The 25,884-nt window shown below is 72.5% G+C and carries 21 protein-coding genes, 1 tRNA gene and 1 pseudogene; 12 read left to right on the top strand and 11 right to left on the bottom strand.

Annotation, left to right across the window (positions count from 1 at the left end):
- Positions 1–34 precede the first annotated feature (34 nt).
- Positions 35–1,786, bottom strand: coding sequence for a 2-isopropylmalate synthase (leuA, locus tag AB0I41_RS04830; protein WP_357101888.1), 1,752 nt, complete (start codon positions 1,784–1,786; stop codon positions 35–37).
- Positions 1,787–2,025: 239 nt separating this feature from the next.
- On the bottom strand, positions 2,026–3,306 hold the full coding sequence (locus tag AB0I41_RS04825; protein WP_357101886.1) for an MFS transporter: 1,281 nt from the start codon (positions 3,304–3,306) through the stop codon (positions 2,026–2,028).
- A gap of 78 nt (positions 3,307–3,384) precedes the next feature.
- Between AB0I41_RS04825 and AB0I41_RS04820 the strand changes: the two genes are divergently transcribed.
- A complete protein-coding gene (locus AB0I41_RS04820; RefSeq protein WP_357101884.1) occupies positions 3,385–4,374 on the top strand; it encodes an ArsR family transcriptional regulator in 990 nt (329 codons plus the stop codon).
- A 179-nt stretch (positions 4,375–4,553) separates the two neighbouring features.
- Here the strand turns inward: AB0I41_RS04820 and AB0I41_RS04815 are convergent, their stop codons facing one another.
- A complete protein-coding gene (locus tag AB0I41_RS04815; RefSeq protein WP_357101882.1) occupies positions 4,554–5,084 on the bottom strand; it encodes a nitroreductase family protein in 531 nt (176 codons plus the stop codon).
- Between the two features lie 84 nt (positions 5,085–5,168).
- Entirely contained in the window at positions 5,169–5,954 is a 786-nt protein-coding gene (locus AB0I41_RS04810; protein ID WP_357101880.1) for a hypothetical protein, read from the bottom strand.
- A 251-nt stretch (positions 5,955–6,205) separates the two neighbouring features.
- On the opposite strand from AB0I41_RS04810, the gene AB0I41_RS04805 reads away from it, so the two are divergent.
- Together AB0I41_RS04805 and AB0I41_RS04800 are read left to right on the top strand one after the other, a co-directional pair.
- Positions 6,206–7,471 (top strand): aspartate kinase, encoded by a 1,266-nt coding sequence (locus AB0I41_RS04805; RefSeq protein WP_357101878.1) that lies wholly within the window; start codon positions 6,206–6,208, stop codon positions 7,469–7,471.
- Between the two features lie 5 nt (positions 7,472–7,476).
- Positions 7,477–8,538, top strand: coding sequence for an aspartate-semialdehyde dehydrogenase (locus tag AB0I41_RS04800; protein WP_357101875.1), 1,062 nt, complete (start codon positions 7,477–7,479; stop codon positions 8,536–8,538).
- A 190-nt stretch (positions 8,539–8,728) separates the two neighbouring features.
- On the opposite strand, the gene AB0I41_RS04795 is transcribed toward AB0I41_RS04800, so the two are convergent.
- Positions 8,729–10,150, bottom strand: coding sequence for a diguanylate cyclase (locus AB0I41_RS04795; RefSeq protein WP_357101873.1), 1,422 nt, complete (start codon positions 10,148–10,150; stop codon positions 8,729–8,731).
- A 210-nt stretch (positions 10,151–10,360) separates the two neighbouring features.
- On the opposite strand from AB0I41_RS04795, the gene AB0I41_RS04790 reads away from it, so the two are divergent.
- Positions 10,361–11,140 (top strand): phosphodiesterase, encoded by a 780-nt coding sequence (locus AB0I41_RS04790; protein WP_357101871.1) that lies wholly within the window; start codon positions 10,361–10,363, stop codon positions 11,138–11,140.
- A gap of 334 nt (positions 11,141–11,474) precedes the next feature.
- Complete coding sequence (locus AB0I41_RS04785; protein WP_357101869.1) at positions 11,475–13,187, top strand: bifunctional metallophosphatase/5'-nucleotidase; 1,713 nt, start codon at positions 11,475–11,477, stop codon at positions 13,185–13,187.
- A gap of 91 nt (positions 13,188–13,278) precedes the next feature.
- On the opposite strand, the gene AB0I41_RS04780 is transcribed toward AB0I41_RS04785, so the two are convergent.
- Complete coding sequence (locus AB0I41_RS04780) at positions 13,279–14,556, bottom strand: MFS transporter (protein WP_357101867.1); 1,278 nt, start codon at positions 14,554–14,556, stop codon at positions 13,279–13,281.
- Positions 14,557–14,675: 119 nt separating this feature from the next.
- Between AB0I41_RS04780 and AB0I41_RS04775 the strand changes: the two genes are divergently transcribed.
- The 3 genes from AB0I41_RS04775 to AB0I41_RS04765 all read left to right on the top strand — a co-directional run bounded on the left by AB0I41_RS04775 (position 14,676) and on the right by AB0I41_RS04765 (position 18,170).
- On the top strand, positions 14,676–15,149 hold the full coding sequence (locus tag AB0I41_RS04775) for a hypothetical protein (RefSeq protein WP_357101865.1): 474 nt from the start codon (positions 14,676–14,678) through the stop codon (positions 15,147–15,149).
- A 109-nt stretch (positions 15,150–15,258) separates the two neighbouring features.
- Complete coding sequence (locus AB0I41_RS04770; RefSeq protein ID WP_357101864.1) at positions 15,259–17,880, top strand: right-handed parallel beta-helix repeat-containing protein; 2,622 nt, start codon at positions 15,259–15,261, stop codon at positions 17,878–17,880.
- Positions 17,881–18,014: 134 nt separating this feature from the next.
- Positions 18,015–18,170 carry a hypothetical protein gene (locus AB0I41_RS04765; protein WP_357101861.1) on the top strand — a complete coding sequence of 52 codons (156 nt, stop codon included), beginning with the start codon at positions 18,015–18,017 and terminating at the stop codon, positions 18,168–18,170.
- Positions 18,171–18,206: 36 nt separating this feature from the next.
- On the opposite strand, the gene AB0I41_RS04760 is transcribed toward AB0I41_RS04765, so the two are convergent.
- Positions 18,207–19,313, bottom strand: coding sequence for an ionic transporter y4hA (locus AB0I41_RS04760; RefSeq protein ID WP_357101859.1), 1,107 nt, complete (start codon positions 19,311–19,313; stop codon positions 18,207–18,209).
- Between the two features lie 362 nt (positions 19,314–19,675).
- Here AB0I41_RS04760 and AB0I41_RS04755 point away from each other — a divergent pair, with 362 nt between their 5' ends.
- A complete protein-coding gene (locus AB0I41_RS04755) occupies positions 19,676–21,118 on the top strand; it encodes a PKD domain-containing protein (protein WP_357101857.1) in 1,443 nt (480 codons plus the stop codon).
- A gap of 64 nt (positions 21,119–21,182) precedes the next feature.
- Here AB0I41_RS04755 and AB0I41_RS04750 read toward each other — a convergent pair whose 3' ends face one another.
- Positions 21,183–21,530, bottom strand: coding sequence for a DoxX family protein (locus tag AB0I41_RS04750; RefSeq protein WP_357101855.1), 348 nt, complete (start codon positions 21,528–21,530; stop codon positions 21,183–21,185).
- A 127-nt stretch (positions 21,531–21,657) separates the two neighbouring features.
- Here AB0I41_RS04750 and AB0I41_RS04745 point away from each other — a divergent pair.
- Positions 21,658–21,916, top strand: a pseudogene (locus AB0I41_RS04745) (XRE family transcriptional regulator); the annotation flags it as partial.
- Between the two features lie 409 nt (positions 21,917–22,325).
- On the opposite strand, the gene AB0I41_RS04740 reads toward AB0I41_RS04745, so the two are convergent.
- A complete protein-coding gene (locus tag AB0I41_RS04740) occupies positions 22,326–23,078 on the bottom strand; it encodes an MBL fold metallo-hydrolase (RefSeq protein WP_357101853.1) in 753 nt (250 codons plus the stop codon).
- A gap of 248 nt (positions 23,079–23,326) precedes the next feature.
- On the opposite strand from AB0I41_RS04740, the gene AB0I41_RS04735 reads away from it, so the two are divergent.
- The gene (locus AB0I41_RS04735; RefSeq protein ID WP_357101851.1) at positions 23,327–24,133 is read left to right on the top strand and encodes a site-specific integrase; all 807 of its coding nucleotides are present in this window, start codon (positions 23,327–23,329) and stop codon (positions 24,131–24,133) included.
- 56 nt (positions 24,134–24,189) lie between these two features.
- On the opposite strand, the gene AB0I41_RS04730 is transcribed toward AB0I41_RS04735, so the two are convergent.
- A tRNA-Pro gene (locus tag AB0I41_RS04730) sits at positions 24,190–24,266 on the bottom strand.
- A 210-nt stretch (positions 24,267–24,476) separates the two neighbouring features.
- Positions 24,477–25,370, bottom strand: a complete 894-nt coding sequence (locus AB0I41_RS04725; protein WP_357101849.1) for a metallophosphoesterase — start codon at positions 25,368–25,370, stop codon at positions 24,477–24,479.
- Positions 25,371–25,395: 25 nt separating this feature from the next.
- Between AB0I41_RS04725 and AB0I41_RS04720 the strand changes: the two genes are divergently transcribed.
- Positions 25,396–25,851, top strand: coding sequence for a GatB/YqeY domain-containing protein (locus tag AB0I41_RS04720; RefSeq protein WP_357101847.1), 456 nt, complete (start codon positions 25,396–25,398; stop codon positions 25,849–25,851).
- Positions 25,852–25,884 lie beyond the last annotated feature (33 nt).

Below are 25,884 nucleotides of genomic sequence, written 5' to 3'. Positions count from 1 at the left end.
GGCCCGGCCGGAGCCGGGCCCTACCCTGTGCCGCTCAGCTACGGGCGCGGTTGACCGCGCTGGTGACCGCCTTCACCGAGGCGGTGACGATGTTGGCGTCCATCCCCACGCCCCAGACCGTACGGCCGTCGACGTCGCACTCGACGTACGCGGCGGCCTGGGCGTCACCGCCGGAGGAGAGCGCGTGCTCGTGGTAGTCGAGCACGCGTACCGCCACGCCCACCGCCTGGAGCGCGTTGACGTACGCGTCGATCGGGCCGTTGCCGACCGCGGCGAGCGCGCGACGCTCCCCGCCGAGCTCCACCTGGGCCTCGATCTCCACCTTGCCCTCGGTGGTGCCGATCGTGTAGCCGGCCAGCGTGAGGGCCGGGTCGGTCTGGTGGTCGACCAGGTAGTGCTGCGCGAAGATCTCCCACATGGTGCCCGGGCCGACCTCGCCGCCGTCGTGGTCGGTGACCTGCTGGACCACCCCGGAGAACTCGATCTGGAGCCGGCGCGGCAGGTCGAGCTGGTGCTCGGTCTTCATGATGTACGCGACGCCGCCCTTGCCGGACTGCGAGTTGACCCGGATGACCGCCTCGTAGGTGCGGCCCAGGTCCTTCGGGTCGATCGGCAGGTACGGCACCGCCCAGGCGTGCTGGTCGACCGGCACCCCGGCGGCCGCCGCGTCCGTGGCGAGGGCGTCGAAGCCCTTCTTGATCGCGTCCTGGTGCGAGCCGGAGAAGGCGGTGTAGACCAGGTCGCCCGCGTACGGGTGGCGCTCGTGCACCGGCAGCTGGTTGCAGTACTCGACGGCCCGCCTGACCTCGTCGATGTTCGAGAAGTCGATCATCGGGTCGATGCCCTGGGAGAAGAGGTTCAGGCCCAGCGTCACCAGGTCCACGTTGCCGGTCCGCTCGCCGTTGCCGAACAGGCAGCCCTCGATCCGGTCGGCGCCGGCCAGCAGGCCCAGCTCGGCGGCGGCCACCCCGGTGCCCCGGTCGTTGTGCGGGTGCAGGCTCAGCACCAGGCTGTCCCGCCGGGGCAGGTGCCGGTGCATCCACTCGATCGAGTCGGCGTAGATGTTCGGCATGGCCATCTCGACCGTGGCCGGCAGGTTGACGATCAGCTTGCGGTCCGGGGTCGGGTCGACCGCCTCGATGACCTTGGCGCAGACCTCCAGCGCGTACTCCAGCTCGGTGCCCGTGTACGACTCCGGCGAGTACTCGTAGTGGATGTCGGTGTCCGGGGTGTGGATCTCCGCGTACTTCTGGCAGAGCCGGGCGCCGGTGGTGGCGATGTCGGTGATGCCGTCGCGGTCCAGCCCGAAGACCACCCGGCGTTGGAGCGTCGAGGTGGAGTTGTAGAAGTGCACGATCGCCCGGCGGGCGCCGCGCAGCGACTCGAACGTCCGGTCGATCAGGTGCTCCCGGCACTGGGTGAGCACCTGGATGGTGACGTCCTCGGGGATCAGGTCCTGCTCGATCAGCTGCCGGACGAAGTCGAAGTCGGTCTGGCTGGCCGAGGGGAAGCCGACCTCGATCTCCTTGTAGCCCATCTGCACCAGCAGCTGGAACATCCGGCGCTTGCGCTCGGGGGACATCGGGTCGATCAGGGCCTGGTTGCCGTCGCGCAGGTCGACCGCGCACCAGCGGGGCGCGACCTCGACGTGCCGGGTCGGCCAGGCGCGGTCCGGCAGGTCGATCCGGAACTGCTGCTGGTAGGGCTGGTAGCGCTGGAACGGCATCCGGCTGGGACGCTGCCGGCCGATCGGATCGGTCTCGGGGTCAGCGGCGGGTTGAGCCATGGAGAGTGCTCCCGTGGGTCATGTCGGGCGTCAGCAATCGGAAGGTGTCGGCGAGCTGCCGGGCGACGGTGCCCGGACGGTGCCGATGGGAAGTTCGGATGTGCTGGACGGCGCGGTTCGACTCCGCGACGAGGTGCCGGCCGGTCAGGCCTCGTCGCGGCGACCAAGGAGGAGGTACGCCTGCCACATGACAGGGTCACCCTACGTGGTGAGACGAGGGGTGGGAAGGCAGGTCCGGACTATGGGACCGGAGTCACGGCCGCCTCCGCCGGCTCCGGAGCGGCCTCGCCGAGGCGCGGCGTCCGTTCGGCCCAGGCCACCAGGGGCGCCGCGGCCAGCGCGGCGAGCGCGAAGAGCGCGGCCATCGGGAACCAGCCCCAGCCGCCGGTGGTGACGCCGAGCGCGGTCAGCCCGGCCGGGCCGGCCAGGAACTGGAGCTGGCTGCCGAGCCGGAACGCCCCGACGTACGCGCCGCGCTGCGCGGCGGGCGGCAGGGTGCTGGTGAGCCCCCAGGCGCCCGCCGACTCGATCAGTTCGGCGACGGTCAGCACCGCCGCGGCGGCCACCAGCACGACGATGGTGAGCGTTCCCCGGGTCAGCCCGGAGATCGGCAGGACCAGGCAGAACAGCGCGATCAGCAGGGCCCCCCGGCGGGTGGCCCGGCCCGCTCCGGCGACCGTGTCGGCGCCCCGGCTGGCGCGTACCTGCAGCAGCACGACGAGGATCGTGTTCAGCAGCACCAGCGCGGCGATCACCGTCTTCGGGGCGTCGGTGTGGCTGAGCACCCAGAGCGGCATGACCGTCAGGTAGAGCGTCTGGTGCGCGGTGAGCAGCCCGGACAGCAGCGACACCGCCATGAACGGCCGGTCGCGGAGCACCGCCAGCCGGCTCATCGGCTCGGTCGGCCGGGCCACCTCGGGGAGCCGGGGCAGCCGGTGGACGAAGACCGCCGTGACCAGCATCACCGTCGCGATGAACCAGACCATCCCCCGGTACGCCGCGATCGTGTCGACGGCCAGCACCAGGCCGCTGATCACCGCGCCGAGCCCGAACCCGACGTTCAGCGCCGAGCGCTGGTAGGCCAGCGCGGTCACCCGCTCCTCGGGCCGGAGCACGTTGATCGAGTAGACCTGCCGGGCGACCCCGGCGGCGGCGTCCACCACGCCCAGGGCGACCACCACGGCGAGGAACCCGGCGAAGCCGCCCACGAACGGGTACGTCGAGAAGAGCGCCGCGTCGAGCAGCAGGCAGACCACCCAGACCCGCTGCGGGCCGTACCGGTCGGTGAGCGTGCCGAGCGGGACCGTGCCGATCAGGGACACCCCGGCGGCCAGCGACAACCCGAGCCCCACCTGGGTCGGGCTGAGCCCCAGCGCCCGGGTGAAGAAGACCGCGCTGCCGGCGTGGAAGAGGCCGCTGCCGACGGCGTACACCATGGCCTGCACGGCCAGGGCGCGGGTCAGCCCGGCCGGCGGTACGACGTGCCGGACGGCGGTGCGCATCGTGTCCCTGATCCCCATGACCGTCGAGCAAACCGCGCCCCCCGCGGGCGGGTCGAGCCTTTTAGGCTGAGCCGAATTCTCGACGGGGGGTGGAGGATGTCGCAGCTGCGGTTCGAGACCGCGGACGTCGCCGGGGTGCGGTTCGCGGTGTCCCCGGTCTGGGAGACGGTCTCCAGCTTCTGGGCTCTCGAGGACCCGGTCCGGCACGCCGTGCACCTGCCATGGATCGACCGGGCCCGGCGGGTGCTCCGCCGGCCGGAGGTGGCCGTCCGGGTCCGCCCGCTGACCGAGCTGACCCGCCCGCGCCGCTGGTTGCCGGACTTCCTCACCCCGCCGCCCACCCGCCCCGACGTGGAATTCGACGAGCAGCTCGACCAGATCGCCGCGACCCCGTCCGACGTGGTGGTCCGGGACCTGCTGGCCACCACGCCGTCGTGTCCGCTGAGCCCCTTCGGCGCGGCCCTGCGCGACGATCCGCGCGGCCTGCTGCCGCAACTCGTCACCGCACTGCGGGTGTGGCACGACGAGGCGGTCGCGCCGGACTGGCCCCGGATGCGGGCGCTGTTGGACGCGGACATCGCGCACCGGGCCGGCACGCTCGCCGAGCACGGGGCCGGCCGGTTCTTCGACCACCTGCACCCGAGCCTGCGGTGGGCGGGTGACCGGGTGGTGAGCGACGACCCGTGGCGGCTCGACTTCGACCTGGGGGGGCGCGGTCTGGCGCTCAACCCGGGCGTCTTCACCGACCGCCGGGTGCTGTGGAACCTGCTGGAGGATTCGCCGCCCGGCGGGACGTACCCGGTGCGGGCGGTGGCCACCCTCTGGGAGGCGGTCCCGGCGCCACCCGGCGACCCGCTGGCGCGGGTGATCGGGTCGGGCCGGGCGGCGCTGCTCCACCTGCTCGAAAACCCGGCCACCACCACCGACCTGGCCCGGCGGACCGGGATGTCGGCCGGGAACGTCTCCCAGCACCTGGCCGCCCTGCACGCCGCCGGGCTGGTCTCCCGGGTCCGGCAGGGCCGTCATGTCCGCTACCGGGGCACCGAGGCGGGGGCGGTGCTGCTCCGGGCGAGCCGGGGAGGGTGACCGTCGTCCGCCGGGCTGTCGAGGCCCGGCGTGCCGGTAAGCATCATGCGAATGAGCGCGATACCTCAGAGGTATTTCGATGCCTGTCAGGTATCACGCTCACGGCAGTTGTGCCTCCCGGACGGTTGCGGAGCGTGACCGCCGGGCGGGGCGGGCAGGGGCGGGTGGAGCCGGGTGCGTCAGCGCAGCAGCAGGGCGTGCACCGGGTGCCGGCGGCGCAGCCCGGTCTCCCGGTGTCGCAGCTCCTCGGGAAGGTCGAACGGGTCGCCGAGCTGTCCCACGGCGGCCACCACCAGCGGGCGTACGGCTGGCGGCAGGTCAAGGTCGGCGCAGAGCGCGGCGCGGTCGAAGCGGGTGAGCTGGTGCACGTGCAGGCCGAGCGCGGTGGCCTGCACGGTGAGGTGGGCCATCGCCTGCCCCAGGTCGTACGCGGCCCGCTCCGGGTCGAGGCCGGCGTGCGCGCCCACCACCAGGGCGGCGGCGTGCCGCGCCCAGCGCTGGTCGGGTTCCGGGAGGCTGACCAGGGTCCGCTTCCAGGTCTCGTCGTGGCGGTGCCCGAGGGCGAACCGCCAGGGCTGGGCGTTGCCCGCCGAGGGAGCCCAGCGGGCGGCCTCCAGCAGCGAGGACGCCTCGTCCCCGGTCAGCTCGGCGGCCGGGTCGAAGGCCCGGGGACTCCAGCGGAAGGCGAGCAGCGGGGTGAGGTCGACCATGCCAAGAGCGTGCCGTATGGGCGATTCACCCGCCTCGCCGGGTGGGACAAATGTGGGCAAGCGCACCCGTAACGCCACGCCGGCTCACGGCGTTCCCGCGCTCGGGCTGTCGCTCGGCGAGGGCGCGTCCAGGCCCAGCGGCTCGGCGACCACCACGGGCCCGGCCAGCGGCGCGGTGGCCGGCGCCGGACCGGGCGGCCCGGCCAGGGTGAGCGTGCCGAGGGCGGCCCGGACGTAGGTGGGCGTCCCGTCCGGCTGGTAGCAGTAGATCCCGACGTCCAGCGGCGGGTTGAGCGAGGCGGAGGTGGTCTCCACCGCGTAGCAGCTTCCGGCCACGCCCGGCGGCGCGGTGGCCGGGGAGACCGCGAGCGGGGTCCGCCGGTCGGTGAGCACCTCCAGCCAGTCGGTGAACGGGTGCTGCACCCGGGGGTCCAGTTGGCGCGGCACGGTGTCGCCCCGGTCGCCGAGGCGTACACAGCTCGCCGCCTGGGGGCGCCCGGCCGACGGGAGGCCGCACTGGAAGAGCCCGTCGGTGGTGGTGGCGAGCGAGACGTCGGCGGTGCCGCCGAGCGCGCCCGCCGGGACGTCGACCCGCCAGGTGCCGTCCTCCGCGCTGGTCACGGTGACGTCCCGGGTCGGCCCGTCGGTCCCGGTCAGGGTGTAGCGGGCGGTGAGGTGGCGATCCCGCGCCGCCGCCGCCAGCGCGGCCAGCTCGTCCCGGGCCGCGTCCACCTCCGCCGGCGCGGGGTCGGAGGTCGTGGCGGTGGGTGGCGTGGCCGGCTGGCCGGCGGTGCAGGCGGCGAGGAGCGCCGGGAGGAGCAGGGCCAGGGCGCCGGTCGTCCGGCGCGTCGCGCGCAGATGAGCATGCACCGGGTCATTCTGCGCCGCGTGCCCGCCGCCCACGGACCCGCCGGGCCGACGGCCGGGCCGGCGTGTCGGCGGGCGCCGGGCGACCTCCGTGGGCAGGTCGTGGACCGGTGGCTTCCGCCGGATGCTGGGATCACCCGACCCGTCCTCGCGTACCGACCGATACGCTGAGAAGGTCTGACACGCGCCGCCGGACCACCTGACCCGGCGGCGTCGGCACGCTCAGGGTCGTCGCTGGGAGGGAGTGCACCGTCGTGGCACTCGTGGTGCAGAAGTACGGCGGGTCCTCCGTCGCCAACGCCGAGCGCATCAAGCGGGTGGCCGAGCGCATCGTCGCCGCCCGCAAGGCCGGCGACGACGTGGTGGTGGTGGTCTCCGCGATGGGCGACACCACCGACGAGCTGCTCGACCTGGCCAACCAGGTCAGCCCGCTGCCGCCGGGCCGCGAGCTGGACATGCTGCTCACCGCCGGGGAGCGGATCTCCATGGCGCTGCTCGCCATGGCCATCCACAACCTGGGGTACGAGGCCCGCTCGTTCACCGGCTCCCAGGCCGGTGTGATCACCACCTCGGTGCACGGCCGGGCGCGGATCATCGACGTCACCCCGGGCCGGCTCAAGGGCGCGCTCGACGAGGGCGCGGTGGTGATCGTCGCCGGCTTCCAGGGCGTCTCGCAGGACACCAAGGACGTCACCACGCTGGGCCGGGGCGGCTCGGACACCACCGCCGTGGCGCTCGCCGCCGCGCTGCACGCGGACGTCTGCGAGATCTACACCGACGTGGACGGCATCTTCAGCGCCGACCCGCGGATCGTGCCGAACGCCCGGCACATCAAGCGGATCACCTATGAGGAGATGCTGGAGCTGGCCGCCTGCGGCGCCAAGGTGCTGCACCTGCGCAGCGTGGAGTACGCGCGGCGCGCGGGGTTGCCGATCCGCGTCCGTTCGTCATACTCGACCAACACCGGCACCATGGTCACCGGATCGATGGAGGACCTTCCCGTGGAACAGGCACTGATCACCGGGGTCGCCCACGACCGCAGTGAAGCCAAGATCACGATCGTCGGCGTGCCGGACGAGCCGGGCGCCGCCGCCAGCATCTTCGACACCGTGGCCGGCGCCGAGATCAACATCGACATGATCGTGCAGAACGTCTCCACCGAGGGCACCGGCCGCACGGACATCTCGTTCACGTTGCCCAAGACCGACGGACCCACCGCCATGGCCGCGCTCAGCAAGATCCAGGAAGCGGTCAAGTTCCGGGGCCTGCTCTACGACGACCACGTCGGCAAGGTGTCGCTGATCGGCGCCGGCATGCGGTCGCACCCCGGTGTCGCGGCCGGCTTCTTCGCCGCGCTCGGCGCGGCCGGGGTCAACATCGAGATGATCTCCACCTCGGAGATCCGGGTCTCCGTGGTCTGCCGGGACACCGACCTGGACAAGGCGGTCCGCGCCATCCACGAGGCGTTCGACCTGGGCGGCGACTCCGAGGCCGTGGTCTACGCGGGGACGGGACGGTAGCGCCCGTGTCGGCGCAGCCCACGCTCGCCGTCGTCGGGGCGACCGGCGCCGTCGGGGCCGTGATGTGCGAGCTGCTCTCCTCCCGGCGCAACGTCTGGGGTGAGATCCGGCTGCTCGCCTCGGAGCGCTCGATCGGGCGGAAGGTGCGCTGCCGGGGCGAGGAGCTGACCGTCGCGGCGCTCACCCCGGAGGCGTTCGACGGCGTCGACGTCGCCCTGTTCGACGTACCGGACGAGGTCTCCGCCGAGTGGGCGCCGGTCGCGGTGGGCCGCGGGGCGATCGTGGTCGACAACTCCGGCGCGTTCCGGATGGACCGGGACGTGCCGCTGGTGGTCCCGGAGATCAACCCCGAGCAGGTCCGCAACCGGCCCAAGGGGATCATCGCGAACGCCAACTGCACGACTCTCGCCATGATCGTGGCGATCGCCCCGCTGCACCGCGAGTATGGGCTGCGTGAACTGGTGCTCGCCTCGTACCAGGCGGTGTCGGGGGCGGGTCAGGCCGGCGTGGACGCGCTGCACCTCCAGCTCGGCAAGATCGCCGGGGACCGGGTGCTCGGCTCCCGCCCCGGCGACGTGCGCCAGGCGGTCGGCGACGACCTCGGCCCGTTCCCCGCGCCGCTGGCGCTCAACGTGGTGCCGTGGGCCGGATCCCTCGCCGACCTGGGCTGGTCGTCCGAGGAGATGAAGATCCGCAACGAGTCGCGCAAGATCCTCGGCCTGCCCGACCTCAAGGTCTCCGCGACCTGCGTACGGGTGCCGGTGGTGACCGGCCACTCGGTGGCGGTGCACGCGGTCTTCGCCACCGAGGTGGACGCCGAGGGCGCCCGGGAGGCGCTGCGCAACGCCCCCGGCGTGATCCTGGTCGACGACCCCGCCGCCGGCGAGTTCCCGATGCCGATCGACGCGGTCGGCACCGACCCCTCCTGGGTCGGCCGGATCCGTCGCGCCCTGGACGACCCACGCGCCCTCGACCTCTTCGTCACCGGCGACAACCTCCGCAAGGGCGCCGCCCTGAACACCGCCCAGATCGCCGAACTCCTCGCCGAACAACTAACCCACCCCTAACCCCCCACCCCCGCCCCACCCCGCCCACCCCACCCCACCCCGCCCACCCCGCCCGCCCCGCCCACCCCGCGCCGATCTTGCAGTTTGGGTCCAGGGTAAACGGGACAAAGCGTGCAAAGCGGGGGCCGAAAGTGCAAGATCGCGGGGATGGGGGCGGGGACGGGGGTGGGGGTGGGGGAAGTGGGGGGTGTCAGGGGGTGGCTAGGCGGACGGCGTCGCGGCCCTGGCGCTTGACGGCGTAGAGGGCCTGGTCGGCTCGGCGGAGGGTTAGCTCGGCGGACTCGCCGGGTTGGGGGAGGGCCACGCCGACGCTGATGGTGCGGCCGGTACGCCGGGCCGCCTCGGTCAGCCGTTCGGCGATCCGGACCGCCTCCTCGGGGCGGCTCACCTCGATCACCGCGACGAACTCGTCGCCGCCGACCCGGTACAGCTCGTCGCCCTGGCGCAGCGCCCCCTCCAGCGCCCGGGCCAACCCGACCAGCAGCCGGTCACCGGCCTGGTGGCCGTACGTGTCGTTGACCTCCTTGAACCCGTCCACGTCGATGGCGAGCAGGGCGGTACGCCCCGGCGTGGCCGCCCTGATCCGCTGGCCGAACGGCCCGGTGTGCCGCAGCCCGGTGAGCGGGTCGGAGTTGGCCTGCTCGCGGAGCCGGGCCAGGGTACGCAGCCGGTCCAGCGCCCCCCAGGCCTGCCCGGCCAGCAGCTCGATCAGGTTGACCGTGGTCGGGTCCGGCCGCAGCAGCCGCTCGTCGGCGACCAGCAGCACCCCGCCGGAGTCGGGCGGGCCGACCGGCACCGACACCAGGGTGCGCGCCCCCGCCCGGGCCAGCGGCTCGTACTCGTCGGTCGGCGGGTGTCCCGCCTCGCCGAGGGTGTACGCGGTGCCGTGCCGGTGGGCGCGGGCCACCATCCGGCCGAGCGGCCCGGCGCCGGCCTCGGTCAGCTCGGCCCGGATGCGGGACTCCAACTCGCCGGACGCGCCGGTCGGGGCGCCGAGCCGGGGGCCGGGCTGGCCGGCGAACACCAGCACGGCGGCGGAGAGGGTGGAGACGTCCCGGGCCGCGGTGAGCGCAGTACCCATCAGGTCCCACTCGGTGGGGGCGGACGTCAGGGCGGTGGCGTGCCGCAGCAGCTTCTCGCTTCGGCTCTCGGCCGGCGGCCCCCCGAGCGCCACGATCCGCGCGCCGAGCCGGCCGGCCAGCCGGTCGGCGGTCTGCCGCCACGGCCCCAGCTCGGCCGGCCCGCTCCACTGGAGGTCGAGCACCCCGATCGGGCGGCCCGCCGGGTCGAGTACCGGTACGCAGATCTCGGCGGTGACGTCGGGGCGCAGCGGGAGGTAGTCCGGGTCGGCGGCGACGTCGGGCACCGTGGCCCCCTCGCCGGAGGCGTAGACCCGGCCGACGATGCCGGACTTGGGCGGCACGGTGGAGAAGACCTGCCACGAACCGGTGGCGGCGATACAGCGCAGCCGGTCGTGGACCTGGAGCAGGACGGAGATCGTCGCGGGGGCGTACCGGGCGAGCGCGGTCACCGTCCACTGGCACGCCTCGACGGCGGTCGACGCCATCGGCAGGCGGACCGTGACGTCGCGGACGACTCGCTCGTGATCCACGTTCTTCCAGGTGGGGGAGGGGCCCGGTCGGCGCCGGGGCTGCGATCAAGCGTACTCAGCCGGTGGCGCTCCGCCCACGTAAAGATCATCTGCTGTTCGTACACATGTGCCATCCACAGGCTGTGGACAGGGCCTGTTGGGCTGCGCGACGGGGCCGCGCCGGGGGCGTGCCGGGGTTAGCGTGAGGGTCCCGGTCGCAGTGGAGGAGCCATGCTCATCGCCCAGCTGAGTGACCCGCACGTGACCACCGGCGTGCTCGCCGCCGCGCCCGCCGCCGGCCTGCACCGCGCGCTCGGCCGGGTACTGGCGCTGCGCCCCCGCCCGGACTGCGTGGTGATCACCGGCGACCTGGTCGACCAGGGCCGCCCCGATGAGTACGCGGCGCTGCGCGAGGTGATCGGCCGGTATCCGCTGCCGGTGCACCTGGTCGCCGGCAACCACGACGACCGGGAGTCGCTGCTGGACGCCTTCGGCGGCACCCCGTACCTGGGTGGCGGCTTCTCCGCGTACTACCACGTCGACCATCCGGACGTGACCGTCGTGGTGCTGGACTCGCTGGCCCCCGGCCAGGGCGGTGGCCGGCTCGGCGACGACCAGCTCGGCTGGCTCGACGGGGTGCTGGCCGGCCGCCCGGACGTGCCCGCCGTGGTCTGCGTGCACCACCCGCCGGTCGCCGTCGGCGTCCCGGCCGCCGACGCCATCCGGCTCGCCGACGGTGACGCGCTCGCCGAGGTCGTCCGCCGACACCCCCACGTGGTACGCGTCGCCGCCGGCCACCTGCACCGCCCGGTGACCACCGCGTACGCCGGCACCGTGCTCACCGTCGCGCCGAGCACCTGGCGGCAGGCGTCGTTGACCATGCGCGCCGACGACGAGATCGGCTGGGTCGACGAGCCGACCGCGTTCCTGCTGCACGCGGTCGACCACGGCGGCTGCGTCACCCACACCGTGCAGGTCAGCCACGCCGCCGGCCAGACCTGCGGCTTCTGACCCCGCGGTCGCCCTCGCCGGCGCTGCCGTCCCGCTCCCGGGCCGCCTGGTCGGCGCCACCGACGGGAATCCGACGCCGGATCGCCGGGCCGTTTTCACCTACCCGTCATGTCGGAATGGTCCGAACGTCCAGGCCAGGCCACCTCGCGTATCCGCAGGTCTGTTCGACTTCCCCAGTCGACCGGCGATGGGCGGAGATGAGAAGCTGTCTCCCGACGCAGCGGCGACCCCCGACCGCCGCCATTCGCGATCTACCCCTGTCACGGCACGAATCAGGGTGGCCGGGCGAACCATCGCCCGTGCGACGTCAACGCCGAACCTCACGAGGAGTTCCATGTCCGTCCCCGGGATGCGTCGGGCCGCCATCGGCCTGACCGCACTCGCCGCGGCCGCGCTGAGCACGGTCGCCGTCCAACCGAGCCAGGCTGAGGCCGGTCCCAAGCCGGTCGACGTCAAGCTGCTCGCCCTCAACGACTTCCACGGCAACCTCGAACCGCCGACCGGCTCCAGCGGCACCATCGCCGGCCAGTTCGCCGGCGGCGCGGAGTACCTCGCCACCCAGCTCGCCAAGCTGCGCGGCGCCACCGAGGAGGAGCGGGAGCGCACCATCACGGTCGCGGCCGGCGACCTGATCGGCGCCTCTCCGCTGCTCTCCGCCGCCTTCCACGACGAGCCGACCATCGAGGCGCTCACCATGGCCGGGCTGGACTTCGCCAGCGTCGGCAACCACGAGTTCGACGAGGGCGCCAACGAGCTGCTGCGTATCCAGAACGGCGGCTGCCACCCGGTCGACGGCTGCGCGGACGGCACCCCGTACGCGGGCGCCGGTTTCAAGTACCTCTCCGCGAACGCGTTCAAGACCGCCACCGGCCAGCCGCTGCTGCCGCCGTACGCGGTCAAGAAGGTCGACGGCGTCAAGGTCGGCTTCATCGGGATGACCCTGGAGGGCACCCCGCAGATCGTCTCCCAGGAGGGCGTCGCCGGCCTCACCTTCAGCGACGAGGCGGAGACCGCCAACAAGTACGCCCGCATCCTGCGCGCCCAGGGCGTGGAGACCATCGTCGTGCTGCTGCACGAGGGCGGCCAGCAGGACGCGACCGGCGGCATCAACGACTGCAAGGGCTTCACCGGCCCGATCGTCGACATCGCCAACGGGATGGACCCGTCCATCGACGTGGTGGTCAGCGGGCACACCCACCAGGCGTACAACTGCGAGATCAACGGCAAGTTGGTCACCAGCGCCAGCTCCTTCGGCCGCCTGGTCACCGACATCGACCTGAAGATCGACCGGCAGACCGGCGACGTGCTCACCGCCAAGGCCAACAACGTCGTGGTCACCCGGGACGTCGACAGGAGCCGGGCGCAGACCGATCTGATCACCCACTACAAGGCGGCGCTCGGCCCGGTCGCCACCAAGGTCGTCGGCAAGACCAACGAGAAGCTCGACCGCGTCCAGGAGACCCTCTTCGGTACGGCCAAGGGTGAGTCCCCACTCGGCAACGTGATCGCCGACGCGCAGTACGCCGCGACCGACGACGAGCAGGGCGCGCTCGGCGCGTTCATGAACCCCGGCGGTGTCCGCGCCGACCTCGACGCCGGCCTGGTCACCTACGAGGAGGCGTTCACGGTCCAGCCGTTCGCCAACAACCTGGTGACGCTCGACCTCACCGGGGCGCAGCTCTACTGCATGCTGGAGCAGCAGTTCGTGGTCGGCCGGACGCTCTACCCGTCCTCGTCGGTCCACTACACCGTCGACGTGAACGGCACCACCGGCACCACCACCGACCCGTGCGCCGGCACCCGGGTCGTCCGGGGCAGCCTCACCCTCGGCGGCGTGGCGGTCACCGACGGTGCCACCTACCGGGTCACGGTGAACAACTTCCTGGCTGGCGGCGGCGACGGGTTCAGCGTCCTCAAGGGCGGCACGAACCAGGTCACCGGCATGATCGACCTGGACGCGTTCGTGGCGTACCTGACCGCGTCCTCGCCGGTCTCCGCGCCGGCCCTGGACCGGATCCGCACCACCGCCGAGGTCCCCGCCGCCTGACGGCAGGACCCACCCGCGAACGGGCCCTGGAGCATCCGCTCCGGGGCCCGTCCCCGTTCGTCGGTTCCCGGCCCCGCCGGCGCCCGGCGGATCAGGCGGCGACGGGCGTAGGGGTGGGGGTGGGGGTGGGGGTGCGGCCGTCCTGGATCGCGGTGAGCAGGGGGCGCAGGGAGAGGGCGATCAGTGAGGCGGCCAGGCAGCCACCCACCACGACGGCGACCCAGACCTTGCCGTCGGCGGCGCCGATCAGCGGGCCGGCGGTGACCGGGCCGATCACCCCGCTGATCCCGAAGATCATCGAACTCATCGCGTTGTACCGGCCGCGCAGTTCGTCGGTGGCGAGCGCGTTGGTCAGCGCCGGCATCACCGGCGACAGCATCGTCTCGCCGAACCCGAAGATCGCCGCGCAGGCCACCACGCCCAGCGCCGCGGCCAGCGCGTTGCCCGTGCTCAGCAGGCCGGCCGCGCCGAGGACCAGCCAGGCGGTCGCGAAGACCGCGCCCACCAGCGCCAGCCCGCCGGTACGGCTACGCCCCTCCATCCGCCGGATCACCAGCAGTTGGGACAGCACGATCATCACGGTGTTGCCGGCCAGCGCCCAGGCGACCACCCGCGGGGTCACCTCGGCCACCCGGACCGCGTACGCGGTGAAACCCACCTCGATCTGGGCGTACCCGCAGGTGGTGAGGACCAGGCCGAAGATGACCAGGCGGCGGAACGGGCGGTCCCGCAGCACGGTCAGGTAACCCCCGCCGGCCGTCTTCGCGCCGGCCGGACCGGCGGCGAGCCGGTGCCCGACGTGCGGCAGGGTGAGCAGGATGATCGCCGGCGTCAGGTAGCTGAGCGAGTCGAGCAGGTAGATCAGCTGGAAGGTCGCCGGGCGGGCGACGTCCACGATGGCACCCGACGTCAGACCGCCCACGCCGATGCCGAGGTTGAGCAGGGCGAAGTTCAGGCCGTACACCCGTTGCCGCTCGTCGTCGGCGGTGAGCGAGGCCAGGATGGTGTTCTGCCCGGACCAGATCGCCGAGCCGCCGATCGCGATCACGGTGGCCACCCCGAACGCGGAGGCGGTCGAGTCGACCACGGCCAGCGACCCGGTGCCGATCGCCTCGATCAGCAGCGCCGGCAGCACCACCCGGCGGGCGCCGAACCGGTCGATCAGCGTCCCGCCCAGCGGGGAGAGCGCCAGGGTGACCGCGCCGTACCAGCCGATGACCAGGCCGGCGCGCGGGTCGGAGAGGCCGCGCACGTCGGTCAGGTAGATGAACAGGAACGGCAGGGTGAGGCCGCGCCCGATCGCCGACAGCAGGGTGCCGAGCAGGATGCGTCGGGCTTCCGGACGGCGGGGGAGGGATCGGCGCAGCATGCCCGCGATTCTGTCCGCCGGGGCCGACAGGCCGCGACAGGATTTTGCCGCCCCCCGCCTGCGGCGTGATCGAAGCCACGTCGGCGGGCGTTGTCGGTCGGCTCTGCCATGCTGGCCCGGTGAGCGTGACCTGGCGACACCTGCCCGCACCGGCCCGCGAGATCGCCGGCGCCGCCACCGACGCGGTCGAGGCGGCCAGGGCTCGCGACGGCGAGGCGTACGAGGTGGCGACCGCGCGGCTGGTCGGCACCGAGCGCTCCGGTCTGGTGCTCGGCGCGGTGGTGCGGCTGCTGCTGGAGGAGACCCACCCGGACGGGCTGGACGGCGACGACGTCCGGCAGGTGCTGGAGCGGTGCGTCCGGGCGGCCGCTCCGTGGCGCCCCGACGTCGACCCGCACGTGGTGCTCGTCCTGCTGGCCGGTGCGCTCGGCGTGTACGACCCGGGCGAGGACGACGCCCCGCCCGTCCCGGCGGCGATCGCCCGGCACGCTCCACTGCTCGTCGCCGACCTGCTCGCGGTGACGGGCCGGCCGGTGGAGGGCTACCTGGGCGCGGCGTTCACCGAGATCGAGCGCACCGAACGGCACGACTGACCGGTTCGGCCGAACGGGCCGGGGGCATCGACCGATCCGCGCTGCTCACATCGGCGGGCATCGCGATATTCTCGGCGCACCACATGATCGACTTTCACGGGGATGGTTGATGGACATTCGCGCATGGGCGCGCCTCGCGGTCGTACCCCTGGTGGGTGGTGCGGGCCTGGTGGCCCCGGCGGCGGTCGCGGCGGTCGCGGCGCCGACGCCGGTCACCGAGGCGGCGGCGAGCGAGCTGTACGTGAGCAACAAGGACTGCGCAGCGGGTGGGGGCGGCAGCATGGACGCGCCCTACTGCACGATCTCGGCGGCGGTGGCCGCCGCCCAGCCCGGCCAGACGGTGCTGGTGCAGCCGGGCGACTACCCGGAGGCGGTCACGGTCGACCGGTCCGGCACCGAGACCGCGCCGATCACGATTCGCGCGGTCAACGGCCCGGGCGGCACCGTCCGGGTCGGCAACACCGTCAGCGGAGTGCTCACCGGTCCGGTCGTCACCCTGGCCGGGGTGCACGACGTCCGGGTCGAGGGCTTCCGTCTCGTCGGGTATTCCGAGCAGCCCCTGGTGCTGGTCGACGGGGCCACCCGGGTCACGGTGGACAGCCTCGACGGGGTCGCCAGCCGCGCCGCCGGCACCGTCCGCGTGACCGGCGCGTCGGCCGACGTCACGGTCAGCAGGAACTTCCTGGCCAACCTGCCCGGCCACCTGCCCAGCGTCGCCGTCGAGGCCGGGGTCACCGGCGCGGTGGTGGTCAACAACGAGCTCTCTTACGGCGGCGTGCGGGTCAGCGACGCCCCGGGCGCCGTGGTCACCAACAACACCGTCGTGACGAACTGCCGCACCGGCGTCGACGTGATCGGGGCATCGACCGGCGTGAGCGTCCGGAACAACATCGTCCGCACCAACCAGAGCCGCGCGGCGTGCAGCATCCCCGGGAACGCCACGGCGATCTCCGTGGCCGGGGACGCGACGGAGGGCACCGTCGTCGACCACAACCTGATCGACCCGGTCACGGGCGGCGCCCTCTACTCCTGGGGCGGCGAGAGCTACGTCGACCTGGCCGCGTTCCGGCAGGCGACCGGGCAGGCCGGGCACGATGTCACCGCCGACCCGCTGCTGGTCCTCGGGGCGGCCCACAGCGTCCGTCCGCACTGGACGGTCAGTCCGCAGTCGCCGGCGGTCGACTCCGCCGACGACACCGCGCCGGGTGTCGCCGCGACGGACTTCTTCGGTAACGCGCGGGCCGACAACCCGGACGTGGCCAACACCGGCACCGGCTCCCGGTACGTCGACCGTGGCGCGGTCGAGGCCCAGGGCGGGCTGCGCAACTTCGAGACCGGCATCAGGCACCGGGCCGGCGCCGGCCCGCTGACGGTCACCGCCAACGCGGGGCCGCTGTACATGTGGCCCACCCGGCAGGGTGGGTCGACGATCGCGTACCGCTTCGACGGCGAGCGGTACTGGCGGGTGACCAGCGCCACCACGCAGGACCACTCGTTCCGTCGTGCCGGGGCCGGCTGCGTGCAGACGTACAGCAGCCTTGACGGCTTCCGTACGACGATCGACACCGGCGCGTACCAGGCCTGCACGATCCTCGGCGCGCTCTACACGCCGGTGGCGCCGACCCGGGTGCTGGACACCCGGTCGGCCACGGGTGTCGCCACCACCACCCCGGTGCCGGCGAACTCGGAGATCGTGCTCTCCGTGCCGAGCGTCGCCGGGGTGCCGGCCACGGACATCACCGCACTGGTGCTCAACGTGACGGTCACCCGGCCGACCGCCGCGGGTTTCATCACCGTCTACCCGGACGGCACGAAGCTGCCGACGTCCTCGAACGTCAACTACGTCGCCAAGGAGACGGTGCCGAACCTGGTCACCGTGCCGATGAGCAACGGGAAGATCCGGATCCGCAACACCGGTAGCGGCACGGTGCACCTCGTCGCCGACCTGCAGGGCTTCTACGGTCGGCAGGGCTCCGGGCTGAAGCCGCTCGCCCCGACCCGGGTGCTGGACACCCGCACCGGGGCGGGCACACCGATCGCCGCCAACAGCCAGCTCCGGCTGGACCTCTCCGGCCGGCTGCCGGCCGACGCCACCGCGGTGGTGCTCAACGTGACGGTCACCCGGCCGACCGCGAACGGCGTGCTCACCGTCTACCCGGACGGCTCGCCCGTACCGGTGGCGTCGAGCCTGAACTTCGTGACCGGCCAGACCATCCCCAACCTGGTGATGGTGCCGGTCACCGCCGGCCGGGTGCTGATCCGCAACGCCAGCTCGGGCACGACCCACGTGGTGGCGGATCTGGCAGGCTACTTCGGCTCCGCCACCTCCGGGGCGGACCAGCTCTTCGTGCCGGTCGGGCCGTACCGGGTGGCCGACACCCGCAACGGCTACGGCTGGGAGAACCGCCCGCAGGTCGCGCCCCTGAGCGCGTACGAGAAGGCCAGGTTCGTGGCGGCCTTCCAGGGGCAGTGCGCGATCTGCCCGAGGCCGACGGCCGCCGTGCTCAACCTGACGGTGACCGCCCCCACGGCCGCCGGGGTGCTGACCGGGTACCCGGCTCGTGAGCAGCCGCCGACCGCGTCGAACGTCAACTTCGTCGCGGGGGAGACCGCCTCGAACGCGGCCCTGGTGAAGGCCGACTACACCGGCCGGATCGAGGTCCTCAACAACAGCAAGGGCTCGACCGGGACCGTGGTCGACCAGTCGGGATACTTCATCGCCCCGGCCTGACGGTCACCGCCGGTCCGCAGCGGCCGCGCCCCCGGTCTTCCGTCCGGGGCGCGGCCGCTGCGCCGTTCCGGCACCGATCTCCGGAGCCCGGTGAACCTCGGGGCCCTCCACGTTGTCTAGGCGGGGGACAGGGCGTGCTGGTGGCCGCCGAGGGCGCGGCGCTCGGCTGGCGGGCCGGCTCCGGCCCGTGGATCGACGCCGGTCGGGACGCGGCCCTGCTGCCGGCCACCGTCACCGAGATCCGCGTCGTCTCGGCCGGGGGCGCCACCACCGTGTCGGCGGCTCCCTGACCCGCCGAGGGTCACCGTCCGGGCGGTGACCCTCGGTCAGGGGCTGGCGGCGAGGAAGACGAACGCCGCGAGCAGCACCAGGTGCACCCCGCCCTGGAGCACGGTCGCCCGACCGGGGACGACGGTGAGCACGCCGGTCACCGCGGTCAGCGCCAGCAGGGTCATCTGCGTGCCGCCGAGGCCGAGCAGCAGCGGCCCCTCCAGCCAGATCGTGGCGACCGCTATCGCCGGGATGGTGAGGCCGATGCTGGCCATCGCGGAGCCGAGGGCGAGGTTCAGGCTGATCTGCACCCGGTCGCGCCGGGCGGCTCGGGCCGCGGCGAGGGTCTCGGGAAGCAGCACGAGCAGCGCGATGACCACGCCCACGAAGGCCGGCGGGAGGTTCGCGGCGGCGACGCCCGCCTCGATGGCGGGGGAGACGGTCTTCGCCAGGCCGACCACGGCGACCAGTGAGATGATCAGCAGGCCGAGACTGGCCAGCGCGGTACGCGTCGACGGCGGGTCGGCGTGCCCGTCGCCGTCGGCGTCCACGACGCTGCCGTCGCTGGTGACGGGGAGGAAGTAGTCGCGGTGCCGGCCGGTCTGCACCATGACGAAGAGCAGGTAGAGGGCGAGCGACGCCACCGCGGCGAAGGTCAGCTGGGCGGGGGAGAACTGGGGCCCGGGCCGGGCGGTGGTGAAGTTCGGCACCACCATGCTCAGGGTGGCGAGGGTGGCCACGGTGGCCAGCGCCCCGCCGGTGCCCTCCGGGTTGAACACCGCCACCCGGCGGCGGAGCGCCCCGATCAGCAGGGACAACCCGAGTATGCCGTTACAGGTGATCATGACGGCGGCGAAGACGGTGTCCCGGGCCAGCGACTGGGTCTTTTCCCCGCCGCTGATCATCAGGGTGACGATCAGCGCGACCTCGATGACGGTGACCGCCACGGCGAGCACCAGCGAGCCGTACGGTTCGCCGACCTTGTGTGCGACCACCTCGGCGTGGTGGACGGCCGCGAGCACCGCGCCGGCCAGGAAGGCGGCCACCACCGCGACCGTGATCCCGGAGACGTCGCGCCCCCAGGTGAGGGCGAGCAGCACGACCGCCAGCGCGGGTACGACGAAGGTCCAATCGGTCAGACGGGGTCGGATCAGCGCGGTCATGCCGTCAACAATGCCAGGCGATTCGATCAACTGCGGACGGTCGACCACCGACATGACCGCCGTTGAACAGCTCGGAAGCCCCTGCCGAAGGCTCCGTCAGCGGACTCTCCGGCCCGGGGGCGTTCGCCCGTCCGGTCGGGGCAGCGGGCGCCGGGCCGGCGATCCGCCCTCGCCACCACCGCTCGCGGCGGCCCGGTCGAGCCCGTGCCGACCAGCCCGAACGGCCGACTCTGCGGACTCCGGCACCACCCACGCAGTCCCTTAACCAAAACCAGTGGTTCATTTAACTATGCCGCTGCGCCCGACGTCGTACGGTCGGGCGGTCAACATCCATGTGGGATACGGGGCCCAGGAGGATCTCAGTGGTCAGACGCAGTGTCGCCCGGCTCGCCGTCGCGTTCACGGGGGTGGTCACCCTGCTCGTCGCGGGGCAGACCGCCGCCTACGCCGCACCGACGAACGACGACTTCTCCGCCGCGGTGACGGTGGAGAACGTTCCCTTCACCACCACCATCGACACCACCGACGCCACGTCGGACCCGACCGACCCGACCGGTTGTGCCAACAAGGGGTCCGTCTGGTTCAGTTTCACCCCGACCGTGGACGGCCGCGTCGAGGCCCACACGTTCGGCAGCGACTACTACACGGTGCTCTCGGCCTGGACCGGTGAGCAGGGGTCGCTCACGCGGGTGGCCTGCAACGACGACAACGGCAGCCAGCGGTCCCGGATCCGCTTCGCGGTCGCCGCCGGCACGACGTACCACTTCATGGTCGGCACCGGCGGCTACGGCGACACCACGGGCGGCTCGCTCCGGTTCTCACTCGACCAGGTCGCGGCACCCGCGAACGACGACTTCGCCGACGCGATCACGGTCGGCAGGCTGCCGTACGCGAACACCCAGAACTACGCCGGCGCGACCGCCGAGGCCGGGGAGCCCACGTCCTGCGTCACCTCCACCTACACGGCCTGGTACGCGTACACGCCGACGACCACCGGCTCGGTCACGGCCCGGACGAACCCGGGCTATGCCGGCATCGCCGCCTACACGGGTTCCTCGCTGACCGCGCTCTCCCGGGTGGGGTGCACGCGCCTCTACGACTACCGCCCGCTGACCTTCGTTGCCCAGGCCGGCAGGACGTACCTGTTCCAGGTCGGCTCGGACGGCAGCGCCTCGCACACCTTCCAGCTCGACGTGGCGCCCGACCCGACGGTCGAGTTCTACCACTACCCGAGCGACCTCAGCTCGTACGACCAGGTCAGCCTCAGCAGCTCCGCCTACGACCCGGCCGGCGCCGGCATCGCCTCCTTCGCGTGGGACTTCGGCGACGGGACGACGTCGACCGAGGCGTACCCGGTCCACCGGTTTCCCGGCGACGGCGACTGGACCGTCCGGCTCTCCGTGCGGACACTCGACGGGCGCACCGCGTCGGTCACCCACGTGGTGCCGGTCCGCACCCACGACGTCGCCGTCGTCAAGCTGAACGTGCCGTCGACGGCGCGGGTGGGGCAGACCATCGGAGTCACCGTCCAGGTCCAGAACACCCGGTACGACGAGACCGTCCGGGTCGACCTCGAGCGGAGCGGTCCCACCGGCTACGCCTCCGTCGGGTCGTCCACCCGCCCGGTCCCGGCCACGGGTACGGGTACGGGGAAGACCACCCGCTTCGACATCGACTACACCGTCACGGCCGACGACCTGGCGATCGGCAAGGTCTCGTTCCGGGTGGTTGCCGAGTTGGTCGACGCGCGGGACGCCCTCCCGTACGACAACGAGCTGCGCTCGGCACCGGTAAAGGTCAACTGAACCGTCGACGCCCCGGACGGTGGGTCGCACACGCGACCGCACCGTCCGGGGCCGTCCACGCTGCTCAGGCGGCGAACACCAGCGCCAGGGACCCGACCACCGGCGCCGCGTACAGCAGCGGGAACGGGATGTGCGAGTACGAGCGCGCCCGGACCACGGTGACGACGGCCCCGGCGAAGTACAGCACCAGGCCGACCCCGGCCAGGACGCCGACGACCGGCACGAACAGGCCGGCCACCAGCCCCGCCGCCCCGGTGGCCTTGGCCGTGCCCAGCCAGGGCCACCACGAGCGGGGTACGCCGTAGTCCGCCAGCGGCTGCACGACCCACTGGGCGCGGAGGAAGACGGAGGCGGCCGAGAAGCCGACCATGGCGGCGGCCAGGAGGGTGACGACGACGTGGGTGGTGGACATCAGGTGTGCTCCTCGTTGTGCGGATGCCGGTGTCTTGAGTTCCTCACTGCACTGACACACGGCACGGCGCATCTGTGACATGGCGGGGATGTGGCGCGGGCAACTGAGCCTCGATCCGCCACTGCCGTTCCGCGCGCAGGCCCTCGAGCACTACGTACGCGGCAAGGCCTTCAACCTCGCCCTGCTCGCCACCGTGCAAGCAAAGCAGAAGGAACCGGAACGGGCCTGTGCCATCGGCGCGGAAGCGTTGGCTCTGACCTCGCGGCTGCGGTCGGCCCGAGCCGCCCGCTACCTACGCAACCTGCAAGCCCAACTGGCCCCACCGCCGGCGGCCCGCCGTCCGACAGTTCATCAGCCGCGTCGACGCACTCCTCGGCCCCACCCGCGCCGCTGCAGGCACTCGACTCGTGACCGGGATCGCAGGGTGCTCGCGTCGTTCGCTGCCTTCGGAGGAGCAGTGACCGCCGGAAACGAATCAAGGCCCTCGGTGGAGGGGCCTTGACCTTCACTTACCTCTGGTCGGGGTGGCCGGATTCGAACCGACGACCTCTTCGTCCCGAACGCGGCTGCGGCGCGTCGCGCATTGCCGTCCAATGCTGTCTGGTGCTGATCAGTGCGGCTACGGCATCGGCGCTGACGGTCCTTGCCCTAAAACTGTCAGCGGGTTCGCTACCTCCTCACTGCTTTCCGGCTAGTAGGCAAGTCCTAGTCGACCGGCTCCTCCCCGCGGTTCCCCTTCGCTCACCGCTGCACGGGCACGCAATGGCCACTCGGGCACGCCGTGACGAGGGGCGGTCAGCGATCTGGTGTCCCAAGTGCGAGGGTGAGGTCTTCTTCGGCCGCCAGCACAGCACCGTCGAACTCCACCTGCGCGGCGGCTACTGCGGCTGCCCGGTCATTGCCTGGCCAAAAGTGGGTGAGCATCAGTCGGCGGGCACCCGCCCGACGCGCCCAGAGACCGGCCTCGGTGGAGGTCAGTAGATTGCGTGTGGGGCGGCTGGTCTCGCCGTCGCGGTCGGTGGCCTCGACGATGAACAGGTCAGCGTCACGGCCCAGTTCGGCCAGCGCGGGGGTCGGGCCGGTGTCCCCAGAGTAGGCCAAGGCTATCCCGTCGGCCTGTATACGGATGCCTGCGTTGGGCACGTAGTGCGGGAGCGACAGCCCGGTGAGGTCGAACGGACCGACCCTGTAGCTGCCGGGCAGCAGGTGCATGTCGAAGACTGCATGTAGGTCGACGTCGGGCTCTAGGCCGCTGATCCGGTCGAGCACGCCTGCCGGGCAGTACAACGGCAGCCGTGGTTTCCCAGGCTCACCATAAAACCGCATCCGGAACAGCCCGTGCAGATCAATGCAGTGGTCAGGATGCTCATGAGTGATGACGACAGCGTCCACTGCACCATCTGGCCAGTGCCCGAGCAACCGCGGCAGCGTGGCGTAGCCCAGGTCAAGCACCAAGCGGTAGCCGTCCCAGTCCACGGCGAAACCGCTACAGGCACGGCCCGGCTCGGGAAAGGCACCAGAACTGCCGAGCACGGTGACCTGTCGCATCCGCATAGAATGCCAGACCGCCACCTATCTATCCGGACTGGTCCTTCGAGCGTGAAGCGGGTGACGGGGAATCGAACCCACACTGTCAGTCGGGCGCTGAACCGGGGAACGTACGTCGCCCCTGACGCCGGGCGGCTCCGCTTCGCGGACTACGGGGAGCGCTGGCTGAGTAACCGCAACGACGAGAAGGCGACCGCTGCGCGTGATGCGTCGATCATGCGCACCATGTTCTGCCACGGTGGGGGACGGTGCCGCTGGCGAAGATTGAGCACTCGGCCGTTCAGGAGTGGGTGACCAAGCTGGGGGAGCGGCTGTCGCCTGCCACCGTTCGCGGGTGCCACCGCCTCACCTCTGGAGTCCTTCGATCGGCGGTGCGGGACCGGCTCATCGGGTTCAACCCCTGCGAGGGCGTCCGGCTGCCACCCCGCCGCCGCATGGACACTGACGAGCTGGTCATCGCCCGCTCGGAGCTGTTCGGCAAGCTCCTGCCCGCAGTCCCGGATCGGTACCGGGCTCTGGTCGCCGTTGCCGCCGGCACCGGTCTCCGCTGGGGCGAGTGCGTCGGGCTCCGCTGGGATGCCGTAGACCTGGCCGCGGGCGCCCTCCGGGTGGTGCGCGTCGTGGAGGAGGTGTCCGGGCATGTGACGCTCAAGCCGTACCCGAAGTTACGAGCTGGCAGGCGGACCGTGCCGCTTCCGCCGTTCGTCGTCCAAGCGCTGACCGACCACCGGCAGTCCTTCGAGACGGGTGCAGAAGGCTTGATCTTCGTCGCCCGGACGGGCGAACCGCTCAAGCGCGGCACGTTCCGGGCGCGCATCTGGAAGCCATCCCTGCAACGAGCAGGCCTGCCCATCGGACTCCGGTTCCACGATCTTCGGCACTCGTACGCGACCTGGCTCGTCTCCGACGGCGTGCCGATCAACGACGTGGCGAAGGTTATGGGTCACGAGCAGACGTCCACGACTCTGGACCGCTACACGCACTCAACGCGTGACCGGGATCGCAGGGTGCTCGCGTCGTTTGCTGCCTTCTCGCTGCCTCCGAAGGAGCGATGACTCCTAGAAATGAATCAAGACCCCTCCGTGGAGGGGCCTTGACCTGCTGTTACCTCTGGTCGGGGTGGCCGGATTCGAACCGACGACCTCTTCGTCCCGAACGAAGCGCGCTACCAAGCTGCGCCACACCCCGAGGCGTGCCGACAAATAGTAGCCCACCCGCTCCGGTGGTCAAACTCGGTACCCCCTCGACCCGGCCCGCCCCCGACGGCCCGTCGCCGGGAACAGGACCGAAGCCGGGCGCCGCCCTGAGTCGTCTACGTCATCAGCTCCAAAGCGCCTCCGAAGCCTTCTCCCACCCGGCGCGACACGCCGGAGGAAGCAGGCGGGAAGGGGGCATCCGTCAGCGGGGGATGAGCGTCAGCACACTCGCCTCCGGCGGGCAGGCGAACCGCACCGGGGCGGTGGGGTGGGTGCCCAGGCCGGCGGAAACGTGCAGCCAGGAGTCCGATCCGGGCCAGCGGTGCAGCCCGCGCGCCATCGACCGGGGCAGCCCGCAGTTGGTCACCAGCGCCCCGTAGCCCGGCACGCAGACCTGACCGCCGTGGGTGTGCCCGGCGAGCAGCAGGCCGAAGCCGTCCGCGGCCATCCGGTCCAGCACCGCCGGCTCGGGGGAGTGCGCGAGCGCGATCGCGAGGTCGGCCGAGGCGGAGACCGGCCCGGCGACGGCCTCGTAGTCGTCCCGCTCGACGTGCGGGTCGTCCACGCCGACCAGCTCCACCAGTCGGCCCCCGGCCTTCACCGACGTCCGGGCGTTGTTGAGGTCCGCCCAGCCGGCCCCGGTGAGCACGTCACGCAGTTCCTCGTGGGGCAGCTCGACGCCCTCGGCGTACTCCCGGTTCGGCAGGAAGTAGGTGAACGGGTTCTTCCAGACCGGCCCGGTGTAGTCGTTCGAGCCGAAGACGAACGCGCCCGGGAAGTCCAGCAGCGGCTGCAGGGCCCGCAGCACCCCGGGGACGGCGTCGGGGTGGGCCATGTTGTCGCCGGTGACCACCACCAGATCCGGGTCGAGGGCGGCCAACGACGCCACCCACTGCTGTTTGCGTGCCTGGTCGGGCATCATGTGCAGGTCCGACAGGTGCAGCACGCGCAGCGGCTCCGCGTCGGCTGGCAGCACCGGCACGTCGTACCGCCGCAGGGTGAACATGTTGCGCTCGACGAGCGACGCGTACGCCAGGGTGGCCGTGCCCACGGCGACGGTTCCGGCGGCAAGGCGGAATAGTGTGCGCTTTCGCATGGCGTTCAGGGTAGTTTGACCGTCCATGAGCACGCTGAAGGACCGCCTCACCGCCGACATGCGCGCCGCTCTCAAGGCGCGCGACGAGCTGACCACCTCCACCCTGCGGATGGCCCTCGCGGCCGTCGGCACCGCCGAGGTCGCCGGCAAGGCCAAGCGCGAGCTCACCGACGACGAGGTGCTCGCGGTGCTGACCAAGGAGGCGAAGAAGCGGCGCGAGGCCGCCACCGCCTTCGCCGACGCCGGGCGTGGCGAGCAGGCCGCCAAGGAGATCGCCGAGGGCGAGGTGCTGGACCGCTACCTGCCCAAGCAGCTCTCCGACGACGAGCTGGCCGAGCTGGTCGCGGGGGCACTCGCCGCCGGCGGCTTCACCGGCAAGGCGCAGATGGGCCCGGCCATGAAGGCGGCCCAGGCCGCGGTGGCCGGCCAGGCCGAGGGGGGCCGGGTGGCCGCCGAGGTACGCCGACAGCTCGGCCTCTGACCCACGTACGCGAAACGGGCGGGCACCCTCGCA

The organism is Micromonospora sp. NPDC050200 (assembly GCF_040656135.1).
In the GTDB taxonomy this organism is placed as follows: Bacteria; Actinomycetota; Actinomycetes; order Mycobacteriales; family Micromonosporaceae; genus Micromonospora.
This window is presented reverse-complemented; position numbering and strand designations above follow the sequence as displayed.